The sequence below is a fragment of the Hymenobacter sp. 102 genome (assembly GCF_049949205.1).
Taxonomy (GTDB): Bacteria; Bacteroidota; Bacteroidia; order Cytophagales; family Hymenobacteraceae; genus Hymenobacter.
Map to the genome: position 1 here is coordinate 4765329 of NZ_CP188172.1, position 18090 is coordinate 4783418.

19 protein-coding genes are annotated in these 18090 nt (G+C 64.6%); 6 read left to right on the forward strand and 13 right to left on the reverse strand.

Translation table 11 applies throughout. The annotated features are described in order from the left end of the window. Window positions 1–84: 84 nt before the first annotated feature. From hemF to ACN19L_RS20630, 11 genes are all read right to left on the reverse strand, one after another. Complete coding sequence (hemF, locus tag ACN19L_RS20580) at window positions 85–1023, reverse strand: oxygen-dependent coproporphyrinogen oxidase (RefSeq protein ID WP_315999492.1); 939 nt, start codon at window positions 1021–1023, stop codon at window positions 85–87. 32 nt (window positions 1024–1055) lie between these two features. Then, window positions 1056–1955, reverse strand: a complete 900-nt coding sequence (locus tag ACN19L_RS20585; RefSeq protein WP_315999493.1) for a universal stress protein — start codon at window positions 1953–1955, stop codon at window positions 1056–1058. Between the two features lie 52 nt (window positions 1956–2007). Then, window positions 2008–2766, reverse strand: a complete 759-nt coding sequence (locus tag ACN19L_RS20590; protein WP_315999494.1) for a sulfite exporter TauE/SafE family protein — start codon at window positions 2764–2766, stop codon at window positions 2008–2010. A gap of 52 nt (window positions 2767–2818) precedes the next feature. Continuing rightward, entirely contained in the window at window positions 2819–3280 is a 462-nt protein-coding gene (locus tag ACN19L_RS20595; RefSeq protein ID WP_315999495.1) for a FixH family protein, read from the reverse strand. A gap of 96 nt (window positions 3281–3376) precedes the next feature. Then, a complete protein-coding gene (ccoG, locus tag ACN19L_RS20600; protein WP_315999496.1) occupies window positions 3377–4786 on the reverse strand; it encodes a cytochrome c oxidase accessory protein CcoG in 1410 nt (469 codons plus the stop codon). Window positions 4787–4882: 96 nt separating this feature from the next. Continuing rightward, window positions 4883–5755 carry a cbb3-type cytochrome c oxidase N-terminal domain-containing protein gene (locus ACN19L_RS20605; protein ID WP_315999497.1) on the reverse strand — a complete coding sequence of 291 codons (873 nt, stop codon included), beginning with the start codon at window positions 5753–5755 and terminating at the stop codon, window positions 4883–4885. A 5-nt stretch (window positions 5756–5760) separates the two neighbouring features. Further along, window positions 5761–6045, reverse strand: a complete 285-nt coding sequence (locus tag ACN19L_RS20610) for a hypothetical protein (RefSeq protein ID WP_315999498.1) — start codon at window positions 6043–6045, stop codon at window positions 5761–5763. After that, entirely contained in the window at window positions 6039–6242 is a 204-nt protein-coding gene (locus ACN19L_RS20615) for a hypothetical protein (protein ID WP_315999499.1), read from the reverse strand. Before ACN19L_RS20615 ends, ACN19L_RS20610 begins: the two co-directional genes overlap by 7 nt. Window positions 6243–6262: 20 nt before the next feature. Next, a complete protein-coding gene (ccoN, locus tag ACN19L_RS20620) occupies window positions 6263–8455 on the reverse strand; it encodes a cytochrome-c oxidase, cbb3-type subunit I (RefSeq protein ID WP_426493611.1) in 2193 nt (730 codons plus the stop codon). A gap of 107 nt (window positions 8456–8562) precedes the next feature. Then, window positions 8563–8757, reverse strand: coding sequence for a cbb3-type cytochrome oxidase assembly protein CcoS (ccoS, locus tag ACN19L_RS20625; RefSeq protein WP_315999500.1), 195 nt, complete (start codon window positions 8755–8757; stop codon window positions 8563–8565). Window positions 8758–8768: 11 nt separating this feature from the next. Then, window positions 8769–11231 (reverse strand): heavy metal translocating P-type ATPase, encoded by a 2463-nt coding sequence (locus tag ACN19L_RS20630; protein ID WP_315999501.1) that lies wholly within the window; start codon window positions 11229–11231, stop codon window positions 8769–8771. 191 nt (window positions 11232–11422) lie between these two features. Between ACN19L_RS20630 and ACN19L_RS20635 the strand changes: the two genes are divergently transcribed. The 3 genes from ACN19L_RS20635 to ACN19L_RS20645 all read left to right on the forward strand — a co-directional run bounded on the left by ACN19L_RS20635 (window position 11423) and on the right by ACN19L_RS20645 (window position 12709). Next, the gene (locus tag ACN19L_RS20635) at window positions 11423–11896 is read left to right on the forward strand and encodes a hypothetical protein (protein ID WP_426491316.1); all 474 of its coding nucleotides are present in this window, start codon (window positions 11423–11425) and stop codon (window positions 11894–11896) included. Window positions 11897–11957: 61 nt separating this feature from the next. Next, on the forward strand, window positions 11958–12344 hold the full coding sequence (locus tag ACN19L_RS20640) for a group III truncated hemoglobin (protein ID WP_315999503.1): 387 nt from the start codon (window positions 11958–11960) through the stop codon (window positions 12342–12344). A gap of 62 nt (window positions 12345–12406) precedes the next feature. Continuing rightward, window positions 12407–12709, forward strand: coding sequence for a cupin domain-containing protein (locus ACN19L_RS20645; RefSeq protein WP_315999504.1), 303 nt, complete (start codon window positions 12407–12409; stop codon window positions 12707–12709). Window positions 12710–12784: 75 nt separating this feature from the next. On the opposite strand, the gene ACN19L_RS20650 is transcribed toward ACN19L_RS20645, so the two are convergent. After that, the gene (locus ACN19L_RS20650; RefSeq protein WP_315999505.1) at window positions 12785–13108 is read right to left on the reverse strand and encodes a thioredoxin; all 324 of its coding nucleotides are present in this window, start codon (window positions 13106–13108) and stop codon (window positions 12785–12787) included. Between the two features lie 256 nt (window positions 13109–13364). Here ACN19L_RS20650 and ACN19L_RS20655 point away from each other — a divergent pair, with 256 nt between their 5' ends. The 3 genes from ACN19L_RS20655 to ACN19L_RS20665 all read left to right on the forward strand — a co-directional run bounded on the left by ACN19L_RS20655 (window position 13365) and on the right by ACN19L_RS20665 (window position 17120). Further along, window positions 13365–14978, forward strand: a complete 1614-nt coding sequence (locus tag ACN19L_RS20655; RefSeq protein ID WP_315999506.1) for a PAS domain-containing sensor histidine kinase — start codon at window positions 13365–13367, stop codon at window positions 14976–14978. After that, a complete protein-coding gene (locus tag ACN19L_RS20660) occupies window positions 14956–16014 on the forward strand; it encodes a response regulator (RefSeq protein WP_315999507.1) in 1059 nt (352 codons plus the stop codon). Before ACN19L_RS20655 ends, ACN19L_RS20660 begins: the two co-directional genes overlap by 23 nt. 413 nt (window positions 16015–16427) lie before the next feature. Beyond that, a complete protein-coding gene (locus ACN19L_RS20665) occupies window positions 16428–17120 on the forward strand; it encodes a recombinase family protein (RefSeq protein ID WP_315999508.1) in 693 nt (230 codons plus the stop codon). A 114-nt stretch (window positions 17121–17234) separates the two neighbouring features. Here ACN19L_RS20665 and ACN19L_RS20670 read toward each other — a convergent pair whose 3' ends face one another. After that, window positions 17235–18086 (reverse strand): efflux RND transporter permease subunit, encoded by an 852-nt coding sequence (locus ACN19L_RS20670; RefSeq protein ID WP_426491317.1) that lies wholly within the window; start codon window positions 18084–18086, stop codon window positions 17235–17237. Window positions 18087–18090: the final 4 nt, after the last annotated feature.

Consider the following 18090-nt stretch of genomic DNA (forward strand, 5'->3'; position numbering starts at 1 on the left):
GACTGGATGAGGCGGCCGATGGAGAAAGTGTGGCCGAGCTCGGTCGAGGGGCTGGCGCTGTCGGAGCGGGGAGTGGGTGAAGGGTCAGGAAGCCAGCCAGTCGATGCCTTTGCGCAGCCAGGCTTGGGTGTCGGCCTCCGCCGAGCCGGGCTCCGGGGTGAGGTTGTAGTGCCACTCGGCCTGGGGCGGCAGGCTCATCAGGATGCTTTCCGTGCGCCCCCCGGTTTCCAGACCGAAGCGGGTGCCCCGGTCGATGGCGAGGTTAAACTCGGCGTAGCGGCCGCGACGCACCTGCTGCCAGTGCTTTTCGCGGGCGCCGTGGGGCAGGTCGCGGTTCTGGCGCATCAGGGCGCAGTAGGTGCGGCCGTATACCTCGCCCACGGCTTTCATGAAGGCAAACAGCTCGTCAAAAGTGCCGTCCGGCCCCACTGTAAGTCGGTCGAAGAAGATGCCGCCCACGCCCCGGGTTTCCTGGCGATGGGGCAGGTAGAAATACTCATCGGCCCATTCCTTGAAGCGGGCGTAGTAGGCCGGGTGGTGCTGGTCACACACCTGCTTGATTTCCCGGTGAAACCAGCGCGCTTGCGCCTCATTCACGTAAATCGGGGTTAGGTCCAGCCCGCCGCCGAACCAGGCTTCGCCGTTGCCGGCCTCAAAGTAGCGCACGTTCATGTGCGAGATGGGCACCATCGGGCTGCGCGGGTGCTGCACCACCGAAACGCCGGTGGCGAAGTAAGTGGGGTCGGGCATGAGCAGCTGGCGCGCGGCGGCCTCGCTCAGGCGGCCCCACACCGCCGAGAAGTTAACCCCGCCTTTTTCCAGCACTGCTCCCGGACCGATAACCCGGGTGCGTCCACCACCCCCGCCTTCGTGCGACCACGCATCCTCGCGGAAGGTGGCGCCGCCATCGGCGGCTTCCAGCTGCTGGCACAGCCAGTCCTGAAACTGGCGCATCCACGCCTCCACGGTGGCGCGGGCGGATGCAGGGAAGGTTTGGGGGGGCAAGGGCAGGGAAATAGTCATTTGATAAAGTGGGTTGTCAGGGTGGCGCGCACTCAGCTTGCCGATGCTTTTTCAAGGTGCGGCCCAGCTATCAGCCGGGCTTCGGCTGCTTTGCGCAGGCTGCATTGGGCGCAGCAGCTTGCCGTGGGCTCGGTGCTGGTGCCCAGCACAAGCACCGGAATGCGCAAGTGGTAGGCGTTGGTTTTGGCATAGTGCGGATTGAAGAAGCGCCGCACCAGGCAGCCGTCGGCCGTAGCTACCACCAGCAGTTGCGCCGCCTGTTGCTCGCAGAATTCGCTGAGGTCTTCCAACTCGTCCTCGGCAGGCAGCAGGTGCACCGCGGCCGCAGCAAAGCGGCTGCGCGCAGCAAGCACGCCTTTTTTTAGGGGCGCGAGGCCCGCGCTGCCGGCCCCGTAGAACTGCACCAGGTCGAAGTGCGCCCCGGATGGGCGCACTAAGCCCGGAAGCGGGCTCAGGTGCCGACTGGCCAGCCGGGTAAAGTCGCCCGACACGACCACGCGGGCGGGCAGCTCATGTCGGCCGGGCGGTACCAGCAGCACGGGGCAACTCACTAGCTCGGGCAACAGGGCGCGGGGTGCGCCAGCGGCCTGCGCTTCGGCGCAATCGGCCAGAGCCAGGCCGGCCACCACCAAGTCGGCGTTGAAACCGGCCACCAGCACTTGCAGGCCTTCGGCCGAGAGCCCATCTCCCGCGTGGTAATAGTAGTTGATGCGCCGGCCGCTCTGCCGGGTTAGCTGCCGGTAGCGCAGGCGTTCGGCTAAGGCCTCCAGCCGGTGAAGCAGGTCCGCCCGCCGTTCGGGCGTGAGGGGGCCGTCGGCGGCGCTGTGCACCAGCACAATTTCGGCGGGCAGGCGCAAAGCCAGCTTGTTGGCGTACACCAGCGCGTGTTCGGACGACGCCGTGAAATCAATAGGCACGAGAATGGTTTGCATGGCGAAGAGCTGGTGGGCGCGGGTTGAAAACGGTAGGACAATGCGAGAATAACTATTTGGACTGCTCAGTTGGAGCGGCCGCGGCGGGGCCGTGACAGTAATGCACCGTAGCCGGCTGGCCTGCGGCAACGCGTTCGGAGCCACCTAGTTGCGGACTCACGTAGGGAATGCCCAGTCCCAGCCCCCGCAGAATGAACAGCCCCGCCATAACGGTGGCCAGCACGGGCACGGCCCGCCGCAGCCGCCCCCGCCACGCCAGTGGCACCAGCTGCCCAGTGAGCGACAAGGCCAGCATCAGCGGCAGCGTGCCCAGACCAAACAGGGCCATGTAGCCCGCTGCCCCGGCCACGCCCGGCACGCTCAGGGCCCCGGCCAGCGCCAAATACACTAAGCCGCAGGGCAGCAACCCATTGAGCAGACCCGTGGCATAAAGCGCCCCCAGCGAGGGCTGCTGGTAGTAATACGCCAGCCGGCTTTTAACTTTAGCCAGCACCACATCCAAATCAACAAAGGCAGCGGCCCGGCCCAGCCACCGCTCGGGTGTGGCCACGAGCAGCAGAATCAGCGCGCCCGAAAGCACCGACAAGCCCTGCTGCCAGCCCGCCAGCCGCAGACCCTGGCCCACCGCACCAGCTGCAGCGCCCAGCGCGGCGTAGGTACTCACGCGGCCCAGGTTGTAGAGCACCCGCCCAGCCACGTAACGCCTGCGCGAGCCACCCGCGCCCGGCAGCGCCAGCGCAATGGCCCCGCACATGCCCACGCAGTGGAAGCTGCCCAGCAACCCAAATAGAAAGCCTGCCCAAAGCATCATACCGCGTATTATTAAGATACAAAGACGCCGGCGCGAACGCCCTGGCCAAGAGTTAGATGGATAACTCCTTTTCCACAAAATACTGGTGGCCGCCGGCCGTAAAATCCAGCCGCAGCCGCCAGTAGCCCGCCAGCAGCCGGCTGGTGTTCAGCTCTTGCCGCGCCGAGTCCCCGGTCGGCGAAAAGGGCAGCCGGAAATCCAGCTTCTGGTCGGAGGGCCGGAAGAAGTACAGCGTGCCCCGCACCGCCTGCCCGGCCAAGGCGGGCGGCAGTTGGAGGGTAAGGCGCTGAGAAGCTCGTTCGTAGGCCACACGCACCGGGGCGGGCAGCGCGGCCGTGCGCGCCACCGATTCCATGCGCTGCTGGTAGGCCAGCTCCTGCTGGTAGTAGTCGGCGCTCACCAGGTCCACGTTGGTGCGCATGGCCCGCTGCACCATGTAGCCGATGTAGGCAGCAAAGAGCACGAAAGTGGCAATGATGGCGTAGGGCCAAAGGTTGCGGCGGGTAGTGGTCATGGGGTTGAATTGTAGCGCGGACGCTGCGAGTCCGCGCCTGGGCGGATTTCGTTCGGGTGTGGTGCGGGCGCGGACTCGCGGCGTCCGCGCTACTTTTCACTGCACCGGCCCGAGGAACTTGGTTTTGGTTTCGGTAATCAACTGGCCCCCGCTGAACACACCGATGCGGATTTTCTGGTTGGTGGTGTGCAGCGCCGACTTGGGCAACTCAGCGAAGAACACGCCCTCGGTGATGCCTTGGGCTGGTAGTTTCAGCCCGTCGTTGCCGACCAGCGCAATGGTGCCGCCGGCGGGCTCCAGCATCTTCAGGGTGATGGGGTACGGGTGATTGGTTTTGTTGATAACCGAGATGTTGTAGAGGTTGGTGATGGTGCCGTGGGCGGTTTTCTGAAACAGCTGGCCCGGCGTGCGCAGCACCGTGGCTTCCACGTTGGAGCGCGACACCAACAGGAAGGTGAGGCCCAGCAGCACCGCCACCAGGGCCCCCGATAGCGCTTTCATGCGGCCCGTGAGGCGAAAGCGCGTGCCCTGAGCAATGTCGTTGACCGAGGCGTGGCGGATGAGGCCCAGCGGCAGGTTCACCATTTCCATGATGTGGTTGCAGGCGTCGACGCAGGCCGTGCAGTTGGTGCATTCCAGCTGCTGCGCCCCGTTGCGGATGTCGATGCCCGTGGGGCACACCTGCACGCACTGGTGGCAGTCGATGCAGTCCCCAGCCAGGCGCACTTGGTTTTTGCGCAGCTTCTCGCGCGGCTCGCCCCGCTTGTAATCGTAGGCCACCACCAGGCTGTCTTTATCCAGCAACACGCCTTGCAGACGGCCGTAGGGGCAGGCGATGGTGCACACCTGCTCGCGAAAGCGAGCAAAAACGGCGTAGAACACGCCCGTGAACACGACCATTGACGCCAGTCCGCCCAGGTGAGCCGCGGGCGGGTCCGTAATAATCTTCACCAGCTCGTCCGAGCCCACGATGTAGGCCAGGAAGGTGTTGGCAATCAGAAAGGAAAGCAGCAGAAACAGCGTGTGCTTGCTGGTTTTGCGCCAGATTTTGTTCCAGGTCCAGTCGGCCCGGTCCAGGGCTTTTTGCTGGGGGCCGTCGCCTTCGAGCCAGTACTCGATGCGGCGGAACACCATCTCCAGAAAGATGGTCTGCGGGCACACCCAGCCGCAGAACAGGCGGCCGTAGACGATGGTGAACAGGATGATGAACAGCACAAACGCCAGCGCCCCTACCAACAGAATGAAAAAATCCTGGGGCCAGAAAATCTGGCCGAAGATGATGAACTTCCGGGCCGGCAGGTTCAGCATGAGCACCGGCAGCTCGTGAATGCGCAGCCAGGGGCCGGCAAAGAGCAAGGCCAGCAGGCCGTAGCTAATCCACTTGCGGGCGCGGTAGAGCCGGCCGCTGGGCTTCTTGGGATACAGCCAGATGCGCTTGCCTTCGCCATCCACCGTCGCAATGTGGGTGCGAAAGTCGTCGTCGGGCTGATAGTTGATAGCGGCCATTGGGGTGGTAAATTAGTGGTGTGCTCCGGTGCGCCGGCGCCAACCGGCCGGCCGGGGTCGGTCAACTCGTCAACAGCCGGTTTGCGGTGCCGGGCCTTACTTGCTGGCCAGGGGCTTGCCGCCGGCTTCCTTCTCGCCCTGCGGCTCTTTGGCGCCCGCCGGCTTCGAGCCTTGCAGCGACTGGATGTAGGAGGCCACTTGCAGAATCTGCTTGCCGGCCAGCTTGCCCTTCCAAGCCACCATGCCCTTGCTGGTCACGCCGTACTTAATGGTTTTGTAGACGTGGTTGATTTCGCCGCCGTGCAGCCAGTACTCGTCGGTGAGGTTGGGCCCCACTTTGCCCTCGGCGCTGGCCCCGTGGCAGGGGGCGCAGTTGGTGGCGAAAATGCTTTTGCCGGCGGCCAGGTCGGCCGGGGCGGTGAGGGCCGTGTAGGTCGTAAGCTTGTTGGGGTCGTCGGCCTCGGCCGACACCAGCAGGGTAGCCTGGCGCATCTCGGTTTCGTACTCGGCCAGCTGCAGCTGCCCGGCGTTGGCCACGTGGTAGTAGCCCATGTAGCCCACGGCAAACACGATGGTGAAGTAAAAGCCGTACTTCCACCACGGCGGCAAGTCGTTGTCGTACTCCGAGATGCCGTCGTACTCGTGGCCCATCAGCTCGTCCTTGCGTTCCCCGTTCACCAGGCGGGTGTCACCGACCAGCAGGCCCACCACCTTGCCGCTCCAGGTGTCGTGCACCGTGGGCAACTCGTAGAGTTTGCGCAGCTGTGGCTTGAGCTTGACGACTATCATCGTAAAGAGCAAGGCAAACACCAGCAGCACCAGCACCAGCGTGCTGAGCAAAAACCAAAACAGCATTTCCTGGGTGTCGGGGCCACCCGTCTTGGCCGGCGCGGCGGCCGGCTCCTGGGCTACGGCGGCGCCTGCCTGTAGTAGGCCGGCGAGGAGCAGCGGCCCGGTCTTTCGGGTCAAATGGGTTAACATGCGGCGGCTTCTGGCTTCGTGGAGGTAGAAGAGGACGGGTGGGTGGCCACTTCCGGCGCGGCGCGCTGCTGCTGCCAGTAGGGGCTGCTGGTGGCCGAGGCCACGGAGGTGCCGACGACTACAACCAGCAGCGCCACGAGGCCCAGTACGCCCACCAGCACCCAAAACAGTGCATCCGAGCCCGAGGGCGCGGGCGCGGTGGCCGGAGTTTGGCCAGCGGCCAGGTAACTCGTGAGCAGGCCCGTGGCCGTCATCAGGAGGGAGCGTCTGGCTAGCATAGCACGTCGGGGCCGAGGGCCGGTTGCGGGGTTTCGTCGTCGGCGCGCAGGGGCATTTCGCTCATCTCGCGCAGGTGCTGGCGGTTGGCCCGCACCACGTACACGAGCAGGCCCAGGAAAAACAGGAAGAAGATAGCCAGCGAGATGAGCGGGTATATCTCGACCCCGGCAATAGATTGCAATACTTTCTTGTCCATGGTCTGGCACTGAAAAGGGGTTACTGGGCGGCCGCGGCGGCCTGCTCGGGCTTCACTTTGATGTCGGTGCCCAAGCGCTGGAGGTAGGCAATCAGGGCCACAATCTCTTTGTCCGACTTCACCTCGATGTCCTCCTTTTTCAGGTCGCGCACGATGCCGTCGGCCTGGGCGCGGGCATCGGCCTCGGCCTGCTGGTCGAAGCCCGCCGGGTAAGGTGTGCCCAACTGTTGCAGCACCCGAATTTTGGTAGGCAGGGTACTGTAGTCAATGGTGTTGTCATACAGCCAGGGGTAGGGCGGCATGATGGAGCCGGGCGACATGCTGGTGGGGTCCAGCATGTGGTTGTAGTGCCAGGAGTGCGGGTATTTGCCACCCAGGCGGTGCAAATCGGGCCCGGTGCGCTTGCTGCCCCACAAAAAGGGCCGGTCGTACACAAACTCGCCGGCTTTGCTGTACTCGCCGTAGCGCTCGGTTTCCGAGCGGAACGGGCGCACCATCTGGGTGTGGCAGTTCGAGCAGCCTTCTTTAATGTAGAGGTCGCGGCCTTCCAGCTCCAGGGGCCGGTAGGGCTTGACGGAGGCGATGGTGGGCACGTTGCTTTTGACCAGAAAGGTGGGCACCATCTCGATAATGCCGCCAATGGCAATGGCCACGGTGGCCCAGAACGCCAGCTGAAACGGGCGGCGCTCAATCCAGCGGTGCCAGTGGCCGGCGTCGGCGTGCGGGTCTTCGGCGGCGGGCAGCAGCGCGGGGGCCGTGGCTTTCTCCTCGGCCAGCAGCGCGCCGGCCTGGGCCGTCTTGAACAGGTTGTAGGTCATCAGCAGCGCGCCGGCCAGGTAGAGCACCCCGCCGATGCCGCGCAGGTAGTACATGGGCACGATTTGCAGCACCGTTTCCAGGAAGTTGGGGTACTGCAGCATGCCCTCGGCGTTGAACTGCTTCCACATGAGCCCCTGCGTGAAGCCGGCCCAGTACAGGGGCAGCGCGTACACCAGAATGCCGATGGTGCCAATCAAAAAGTGGATGTTGGCCAGCTTCTTGGAGTACAGTTCGGTGCGGTAGAGGCGCGGCCACAGCCAGTAGAGCATGGCAAAGGTCAGGAAGCCGTTCCAGCCCAGGGCCCCCACGTGCACGTGGGCCACAATCCAGTCGGTGAAGTGGGCAATGGCGTTCACGTTCTTAAGGCTCAGCATGGGGCCTTCAAAGGTGGCCATGCCGTAGGCCGTGATGGCCACCACCAGAAACTTGAGCACCGGCTCCTCGCGCACTTTGTCCCAGGCGCCGCGCAGCGTCAGCAGCCCGTTAATCATACCGCCCCAGCTGGGCGCAATCAGCATAATGCTGAACGCCACACCCAGGCTCTGGGCCCAGTCGGGCAAGGACGTATACAGCAAGTGGTGCGGCCCGGCCCAGATGTAGATAAAAATCAAGGACCAGAAGTGGATGATGCTCAGGCGGTAGGAGTACACCGGCCGCCCGGCCGCCTTGGGCAGGAAGTAGTACATCAGCCCCAGGTAGGGCGTGGTCAGGAAGAAAGCCACCGCGTTGTGCCCGTACCACCACTGCACCAGCGCGTCCTGCACACCGGCGTACATGGAGTAGCTTTTCATAAAGCTCACCGGCAGCTCCATGGAGTTGACGATGTGCAGCACGGCGATGGTGATGAACGTGGCGATGTAGAACCAGATGCCCACGTACAGGTGCCGCTCGCGCCGCCGCGCAATGGTGCCGAACATGTTCCAGCCGAACACCACCCAAATCACCGTAATGGCAATGTCAATGGGCCATTCCAGCTCGGCGTACTCCTTGCTCGTGGTGAAGCCCAGGGGCAAGGAAATCAGGGCGCTGAGGATGATGAGCTGCCAGCCCCAGAAGTGAATCTTGCTCAGGGCCTTGGAGTACATCGGCGTTTTGCACAGGCGCTGCAGCGAGTAGTACACGCCCATGAAGATGCCGTTGCCGACGAAGGCGAAAATCACCGCGTTAGTGTGCAGCGGCCGGATGCGGCCGAAGGTGGTGACGGCCGTGTTCATGTTCACGGCGGGCTGCGCCAGCTCGAAGGCGGCCAGGATGCCCACCAGCATGCCGGCAATGCCCCAGAATACGGTGGCCAGGCCGAAATTGCGGACAATCTGGTTGTCGTAGAAAAACGTGTCGACCGCCTGGCTGAGCCGGCTCGGAACCTGCGGCTCGTCGGCGGAAAGAGGCGGCATGGGGGTGGCTTGCATGAGCAAAAAGAAGCTAGTGGTTTACTCCTCCAAAGGTCCTGCAAGCCCCTTTCGGGCGGCATGACGGCGGTCAAGCCCGCACTTGATTAATCTCAACCAAGCGGCTTTTCGCCGCTCCTTGGTTCGTCCGGGTCGGCCGGTTCGTCGGGCACGTCATCGAACAGCATCCGCACCGAGGGCGTGTAAGCATCGTCGTACTGCCCGCTGCGCACGGCCCAGAGAAAGCCACCCAGAAACAGCAGGGCCACGAGCAGGCTGATACCAATCAGCGGAAAAATAATGGTCATAAAAAGCCGGTTTATAGCCGATGGCGCCGGGCCGCCCAGCCCACCAGCAGGGTCGCTGCTACCATCACGCTCAGCGAGCTGATGGGCATGAGAATGGCCGATACAATGGGCGTGAACCGGCCCTGCACCGCCAGCGCCAGCCCGAAGCCGTTGTAGCAGAATGACAACCCAAACGTGACCAGCACCACCCGCAGGCAGGCCCGCGAAAAGCTCAGAAACGCGGCCAACTGCCCAAACGCCCCGGCATCGAGGATGGCATCGCAGGCGGGCGAGAAGTTGGTGAGCTGGTCGGTGAGGGCCAGGCCGGCGTCGGCGGCCCGCAGCGCGCCCGCGTCGTTGAGGCCGTCGCCCACCATCACCACGGTGTGGCCCTGGGCGCGCTCAGCGGCGATGTAGGCCAGCTTATCGGCCGGCGACTGCCGGAAATGCAGCGCCGCGTCCGCGCCAAACAGTGCCCGCAGGCGGGGGCCTTCGGCTTCGGTATCGCCGGAAAGCACCGCCAGCCGGTAGCGGCGGCCCAGTTGGGTTAGCAGCGCCGGCAGGGCCGGACGGTACACGTTGTGAAAGGTAAAGTAGCCAGCCAGCTCGTCGTTCAGGGCCACGTACACCCGCGTTTCGGGCGCCAGGGTCGAAGCCGGCTGTTCCGGTTCTTTTGGTCCGACGGCTTTTTCAGCCGTCCGGTCGGAGGGGGTGACATTGACGAACTCCTGGCCCCCCAGACGCACCGTGCCGCCGGCCGCGTCCGTAGCGGCCACGCCCTGGCCGGGCACTTCGCGGCAGGTGGCCAGCACCAGGGAGGTGGCCGGCAGCTCGTGCGCCAGGCGCTGGCTCAGCGGGTGCGTGGACTGAGCGGCAGCGGTGGCAATCAGCTGCTTTTCGGGGGCCGAGAGGGGCCGGCCGTGGTAGTGCACTTCGGCCTGTGCCGTGTCGGTGAGGGTGCCGGTTTTGTCGAAAATCAGCGTATCGGCGCGGCCCAGCGTTTCGATGACGGCGGCGTTTTTCAGATACAGCTGGTGGCGGCCCAGCACCCGCAGCGCGGCCCCCAGGGCGAAGGGCGTGGCCAGCGACAAGGCGCAGGGGCAGGCAATGACCAGCACCGAGGTGAAGGCCCGCCACATCAGGGCCGTATCGCGCGGGGCCCAATAGGCCAGTGTGCCGGCCGCCAGCAGCAGCGTGAGGGCCACGAAGTAGCGGCCCACGCGGTTGGCGTAGGTTTCCAGGGTGCGGTGAGTTGCCTCCTTGGCGAAGGCCGGGTTGTTCCAGAGCTGGGTGAGGTAGCCCTGGCTGACTTCGCGCACCACTTCCAGCTCAATGGCTTCGCCCAGCTGCCGGCCGCCGGCGTACACCAGCTCGCCCGAGGCGCGGGCCACCGGCGTGCTCTCGCCCGACACGAAGGAGTAGTCCACTTGGCCCGCGCCGCGCAGCAGCACGGCATCGGCGGGCACCACTTCCTGGTGCCGCACCCGGATGCGGTGGCCCTGCTTCAGCTCGTTCACCGAGATGGATTGCTCGCCGGCGGGCGTGAGCAGAGTAACGGCTACCGGGAAGTAAGAAGTGAAGTCGCGGTCGAAGCGCAGGGCGTCGTAGGTGTGCTGCTGCACCCACTTACCAATCAGCATGAAAAACACCAGGCCCGTGAACGAGTCGAAGTACCCCGGTCCGCGCCCCGTGAGCACCTCAAACGTGCTCACGCAGAACAACGACAACAGCCCTAGGCTGATGGGGAAATCGAGGTTGATGTAGCGCTGCCGCAGCCCCTGCCCCGCCGAGTGCCAGAACGGCCGGGCACTGTACAGCAGCACCGGCAACGCCAGGACCATGCTCAGCAGGCCAAAAAAGTATCCGAACCCGGCCTGCAATTCCTCCACAAACGAGAAGTACTCGGGTAGGGCCAGCAGCATCACGTTGCCGAAGGCGAAGGCGGCCAGGCCCAGCTGGTAGTAGAGCGTGCGACCGGCGCGGTGGGGCTGCGCGCCCAGCTCGGCCAGCGTAATCTGCGGCTCGTAGCCCACCGAGGCCAGCAGCTGCACCACGGCCTTGAGGCTGGTTTCGGCCGGGAGGTAAGTAATGGTGATTTCCTTGCGCAGAAACTGCACCCGCGCCTCCACGATGCCGGGGTTGAGCCGGGGCAGGTGCTCGAGCAGCCAGATGCAGGACGTACAGTGCATCTGCGGGATGGCCAGCGTGAGGCGGGCCCGCTCCGGCGAGCGAAACGCGAGTAGCTGCGCCTGCACGGCTTCCGAGTCGAGGTAGTCGAAGCGGCCGGACAGCTCCACGGCCTTCACTTTCAGGCCGGGCTGCGCGTCGAGGCGGTAGTAGGTGCAGAGGTTATGGGCGTCGAGCAGCTCGTACACGGTGCGGCAGCCGGCGCAGCAGAAGGGCTTTTCGGCCAGCAGCGGCTCCGGCGGGCACGCTTCGCCGCAGTGGGCGCAGGCCAGGCGGGTAGCAGGCAGTTCAAGTACGGTAGCGGACACGGTGGACTTGGCAGGTGCAGCCACAAAGCTCCGGGCCGGCCCTTTCGGAAACCTTGACGAGTATCAACCCCCCGCTTGATTGTTGTCAGGGCGGGTCCGGCGGGGGCTGTTCACCTTTGTGCTGCTGGCCGCCTACCGCTGCCAGGGCGGAACCACTCACGCCTTCCGCCAACTTCTCCCCGTTGCACGCCATGATGCGTCCGCCTTTTGCCCTCGTGCTGGTGGCCACCCTGTTTCTATGGGCCGGCCTGATAATTGGCATCTCCTTTCTGGAAGCGCCGCTCAAATTTACGGCCCCACACATCACCCTGGCCCTGGGCGTGGGCATCGGCCGGGTGGTGTTCCACGCCCTGAACAAGGTGGAAATCGGGCTCTATGCCGGGGCCGCCGTTTGCGCCATTTACCTGCGCGTGCCGGGGCGGGTCGGCGGGGCGCTGGTTCTGCTGGCGGCGGTGCTGCTGCTCCAAACCTTTTGGCTGCTGCCGGCCCTGGATGTGCGGGCCGAGGCCCTACTCCATGGCCACCCCCCGCCGGCCAGCTCCCTGCACCTGCTTTACATCGGCGTGGAGGCGGTCAAGCTCTGCTTGGTGCTCGGCACGGGCACGCTGGCTTACCTGGCGCTGCACCGCCCGCCGCCCCGCCTGGCTTCCCCAACCGGCTTTTGACGCCCGCGCTACCCCGGCCTGCCGGGAGCCCGACAGGCCAGTTGGCTCTTTTTCTTTCGCTATGCCCGATTCCCGCCCCGATATTCAAACCGAAGCCGACGTGAAAACGCTGGTGGACACCTTCTACGACAAAGTGAATGCCGACCCGCTGCTGGCGCCCGTGTTCAACGAGTTTGCCCGCGTCGACTGGGCCGCCCACCTGCCCCGGATGTACGACTTCTGGAGTGGCCTGCTCCTGCACACCGCGCGCTACCGGGGCCAGCCGTTTCGCAAGCATATCCCGCTGCCTATCGGCGGCGCGCACTTTGAGCGGTGGCTGGCCCTTTTTCACCGGACCGTGGACGAGCTGTTTGCCGGCCCGGTGGCGGCCGAAGCCAAGCTCCGCGCTCAAAGCATTGCCCACGTGTTCGAAACGCGCCTGCAGCCCGGCCGGTTGTCGGTGCTCTGAATACCCCAGCAAACCGAAGCAGCCAGCCGCTTCCTTTCATCCCCCATTCATCCCCTACCCTTATGGAATTCAGCAACGGCAGCCTGCTCGCGGGCACCCACCCGCGCGCCACTGAAACGCCCACCCAGGTGCTGCTCCAGCGCGACGGCCACCGCGTGCTGCGCAAAAGCTTCGAGCCCGGCCAGGGCATGGCCCCGCACCACGCCCCGCACGACGTGTTTGTGGTGGTGCTCTCCGGCGAAATGGTCATCACCGTTGGCGGCCAGCCGCAAACCTACGTGGCCGGCGACTACGTCATCTTCCCCGCCGGGGCCGAGCACGGGCTGCGCTGCCAGCAGGCCGCGCATGTTCTCATCTACCTCTAATAAGCCCGTGTTTTCCCCGACAGTCCGTTTTATCGCCTGCCATTTTCCAGCGGGCCGCCAACGGGCAGCCGGGATTTAGGTCGTCCCGGCGGCTTCCAGCAGGTGCGTTACCTGGGCTTCGTCTTCGGGCAGGCCCTCGTGTCGCCACAGCTCCACGCCCTGCCGCACCAGCACGCAGGCCGGCAGCGCGGGTGTACCGAAGCTGCGCACCACGGCCGGGTGGCTGGCTTCGTCTACCTTCAGCACCCGGATGGCCGGGCCCAGCCGGCTTTGCAGCGCCCGCAGGGCGGCGCTGGTGAGGGCCGTGGGCAAGGCGTCGCCCAGTGCGGCCGGCGGCAGCAGAATCAGCAGCACGGCCGGAGCGGGTGGCGGAGCGGGCAAGGAGGAAACAGGCGCCATTAGCGGATACGTGTAGTGAGTTGCCGTAAAATTACTTTTCGCGACCAGCGGCTCCCATGAGCCTCCTCAAGTTCGGGCTTGACCTTTATCATCGCCGCCGCTGGCGGGCCTGGCTAGGCATAAACAGGTCGCCGGGCAGGCAATTAGCAAACCCTTCGGAGTGGGCTAATCGTTTGACCAGGTACTTTAGAGGCTCAGAGGGTCCTTTCGCCCAGTGGCTGCTCTATGACTTTTACCGCCGCTTGCGGCCTTTGCCATGCCCCACGACCCGTTTGCCCGCGCCCTGATTGATGTTTTCCTGAATCAGGCTTCGGAATTTGTGGGCGTGTACGAGGCCCGCGAAGGGCGCTTCACACGGGTGAACCCCGCCGGCGTGCAGCTGCTGGGCTATGCCTCGGAGGCGGCCCTGCTGGCCGAACCGGGCCGGGCCCTCCGCACCCCGGCCTTTTCCGACGCCGACTGGGTGCGGCTCTGCGAGCAGGCCCAGACCCAGGGCCGGCAGGAAGTGGAAACCGAAGTCGGGCCGCCCGACGGCCCGGCCTTTCTGGCGCGCATCGAGCTGACGCCTTTTGCAGTGGAAGGGAGCCCGTATTTCCTGGTGCGCCTCAGCGAGCTTAGCCGCCTGCGGCAGGTGGAGCGCGAGCTGGCCGAAAGTCACCGCCGTTTCGAGGCCGTGGTGGCCAACGCCACCATCGGCATCCTCGTGTGCGACCGCGCCGGCATCATCGTGTCGGCCAACCGGATGGCCCACCAGCAGTTCGACTACGCGGAAGGCGAGCTGGAAGGGTCAGGCATCGACCGGCTGGTGCCGCCCCTGCCGAGCCGCAGCCACGAGCAGCTGCGCGCCTCCTACAATGCCAACCCCCAAGTGCGGGCGCTGAGTGCCCACCGCGGCGAGCTGCACGGCCGGCGCCGCGACGGGTCGGTGTTTCCGGCCGAAATCAGCCTGAGCTATTTCCACCTCGATGAAGCGTTGTTCGTGGTGTCCTACGTTATCGATATCACCGACAAAAAGACCGCCCAACAAGCCTTGGTGGCCGAGCGCCAGCGCGTGGAGCGCCTCAACGCCGACCTGGAGCAAAAAGTGGCCGACCGCACCCACGCCCTGATGACCACCCTCGAGCAGCTGGAGCAGCGCAAGGAAGAACTGGCCCAGGCCCTGGCCGCCGAGCAGGAACTGGGCGAGTTGAAATCGCGCTTCGTGAGCATGGCCTCGCACGAGTTTCGCACCCCGCTCACAGCCGTGCTCACCTCGGCCGCGCTGATTGAGAAATACCCGGCCACCGAGCAGCAGGACAAGCGCCGGCGCCACTTGGAGCGCATCAGGCAGTCGGTGAACCACCTGAACGACATCCTGGAAGAGTTTCTCTCGGTGGGGCGCATCGAGGAAGGCAAGGTGCAGGCCCGGCCGGCCCGCCTCGATTTGCCTGCGCTGCTGCACGACACCATCGCCGATGTGGAGGGCCTGCGCAAGCCCGGTCAGGTTATCCGGCCGGAGGTGAGCTGCCCGACCCCGCTGTGGCTCGACCCCTCGCTGCTGCGCAAAATCCTGGTCAATCTGCTGTCTAACGGGCTGAAATACTCCGGCGAAAACGCGGTGGTGACGGTGCGTGCCGTCTGCGCCGCCGGCCAGCTCGTGCTCACGGTGCAGGACCAGGGCGTGGGCATTTCGGCCGAAGACCAGGAGCACTTGTTTGAGCGGTTTTTCCGGGCCCGCAACGCCGCTAACCTGCCCGGCACCGGCCTGGGCCTCTACATCGTGGCCCGCTACCTGGAGCTGATGCGTGGCACCATTGCCTTGCAAAGCGCGCTGGAAGTGGGCACCACCGTCATCATTACCATTCCCTATGAAGACCATTCTGCTGATTGAGGACAACGACTTTATCCGCGAAAACACCGCCGAAATCCTGGAAATGACCGGCTACCAGGTGCTCACGGCCGAAAACGGCAAGATGGGCGTGGAAAAAGCCCTGGCGACGAAGCCGGATTTGGTGGTCTGCGACATCATGATGCCCGTGCTCGACGGCTACGGCGTGCTGCACATCTTCAACCAAAACCCGCAGCTGGCGGGCGTCCCGTTCATTTTCCTCACCGCCAAAACCGAGCGTACCGACCTGCGCCGCGGCATGGAGCTGGGCGCCGACGACTACCTCACCAAGCCCTTCGACGACTCGGAGCTGCTCAGCGCCATTGCCGGCCGCCTGGCCCGGTTCCAGCACCTCAAGCCGGAGTACGCGCCTACGCCCACCGGCTTGGATTCCTTTCTGCGCGATGCGCAGCAGGCCGGCGGCCTGGCAGCCCTGACCGCCGAGCGCCGCCCCCATGCCGTGCCCCGCAAGCAGCTCGTTTACGCCGAAGGCGACGAGGCTACCCGCCTCTACTTCGTGCAGCGCGGGCGGGTGAAAACCAGCAAAACCACGGCCACGGGCAAGGAGCTGATTACGGCAATTCACGAAGAAGGCGCGTTTTTTGGCTACCAGGCCCTGCTGGCCGGCACGCCCCATCACGATACGGCAGTGGCCGTGGAAGACACCACCCTGCTCTACATTCCGGCGGCCGACTTCACGCTGCTGCTGCTGCGCAACCCCGAGGTGAGCCACCAGTTTGTGCGCCTGCTCGTGGGCCGGGTGCAGCAGCAGGACGAACAACTCCTGGACCTGGCCTACAACTCGCTGCGCAAGCGCGTGGCCGACGCGCTACTGCACCTGCACGCCCAGCAATCCGCTTTCACTCCGGCCGACCCCCTCATTCAACTCACCCGCGACGACCTGGCCGCCCTCATCGGCACCGCCCCGGAGTCGCTGAGCCGCATTTTGAGCGAGTTCCGCCAGGAAGGCATTATCGAGCTCACCAACAAGTTCATCCGCGTGCTGCACTCCGACAAGCTGCGCGGCAGCAATTGGTAGGATGGGTTTTCACATTTATATCCCCGTTTCAGTAAACAAGCCAGCAACTTGTCTAGGCAGTTATGAATTCTTTGAAAAACCGGCAAAATCAGTTCGAAAATTTCTTCAGCTAGCAGTGGTCAGAAAAAGGCTTCGCACCATCAGTAAGCTGTACGACTCGGCGCTGTTGAAATGGACGAACACCCAGAAACACTCGAGCCAACACCTGCCCTTTCAGTAATCCTGATATGGCCTGGTCATCCAAGCCAGGGCATTCTCTTTCCGGTAGAAAAACCCGGTGCAACCATTCATCATCCGACGGGCACGATGGTATCTACAGTAGAATCAGCGAAAAAAAGACAAGCTAACATTTTTTAAACGAGCGTTTGGAAAACGTTAACTTTGCCGGAAACGCCGGTTTTTGCTCCTTCTATATGCGTACTTCGTCTTCACCAGCCCGTCACTACTTTGCCTACTACCGGGTCTCAACGCAGAAGCAGGGTGCGTCGGGCTTGGGCTTAGAGGCTCAACGGGCAGCGGCTCGCGCCTTCGTGGCGGACCCGACTGCCTTGCGCGGTGAGTACGTCGAAATCGAGAGCGGCAAGAAGAACCACCGGCCTCAGCTGCTGGCCGCCATCGCGGCGGCCCGACAGGCGGGCGGGGTACTGCTCATCGCCAAGCTGGACCGGCTCTCGCGCAACGCCGGTTTCATCTTCACCCTACGCGACGCGGGGGTGGAATTTATTTGCTGCGACATGCCCGACGCGAATACGCTTACCGTGGGCTTGTTCGCGGTGCTGGCCCAGCACGAGCGGGAGACCATCTCCAAGCGGACTAAGGACGCGCTCACCGCCAAGAAGGCACGGGGGGCCACGTTGGGCACGCCGGCCAACCTGACGGCCGCGGCCCGGCAACGGGGCTTAGCCGTGCGCCAGCAGAACGCCCGGGACAACCAAGCCAACAAACAGGCCAGCCGTGTAGCAACGCTGCTGCAGCTGCAAGGCCACAACCTGACCCAGATTACCCGCGAACTCAACGAGGCCGGCTACCGCACCCGCCGGGGCAAGGCCTTTCACTTGGCCACGGTTCGTCGGCTCCTGGTCCGGGTCGCCACAAAACCAACGTAACCAGCAGCCCATCTGCTTGCCGACCCCGACGTGTAGGGAGGGCGTTTCAGCCGCAGCAAAAACCCACGCGTGTGATACCACCGATGACAGACGTGAAATTCCTTAACGTGCTATTTATTCCGTTTTCTGTGAGGACCCCTTGATGACGGCGTAGCCCGTCGTCACGTCGGCGGCGTCTTCCACCGTGGCCACGTCGCGCAGGTACACGCCCGGGCCGGAACCAGTGCGCAGGGGCACGTCCAGGAAGTCGGCGGGGTGTTCAATCAGCGAGTTCACCGGGGCCATGTAGGCCACGTCGCCCATCTTCACATTGCCGGCCGCCGAGGGCTGGTTGCTGCTGACGATGGCCTTCACCACGTCGTCGGGCGTGAGCTGGTAACCGCGCAGCTTGGCCGGGTCGGCCTTTACCACGATGGTGCGGATGTTGCCGCCGAACGGGGCCGTGGACGTGACGCCCGGAATGGTGGTAAACATGGGCCGGATGCGGCTGGCGGCCAGATCCTGGAGCTGGGTCAGGGAGCTTTTCTCGCTTTCCAGCACGAGCTGGCCCACCGGCAGCGAGCTGGCATCGAAGCGCACCACCTGCGGGGGCAAGGTACCGAGCGGCATAAACGCCGTGGCCCGCGACACCTGGGTGGCCACCTCGGCGGCGGCCTGGGCCATGTCGGTGCCGGGGTAAAAGGAGAGCTTGATGAGCGTCAGGCCCTGAATGCTCTTGGTTTCAATCTTCTTGACCCCGGACACGAACAGGAAGTTGTTCTGAAACTGGTTGGCCATGAAGCCGTCGAGCTGCTCGGGCGAGAGGCCGCCGTAGGGCTCGGCTACGTAGATGGCCGGCACGTCCATGCTGGGGAAGATGTCCACGGCAATGTCGCGCACGGCGGCGAAGGCGAAAAAGAGGATGGCCAGCATGGCCACCACCACGGTGAGAGGCCGCTGCAGGGCCGACCGGATAAGTTCGTACATGCGG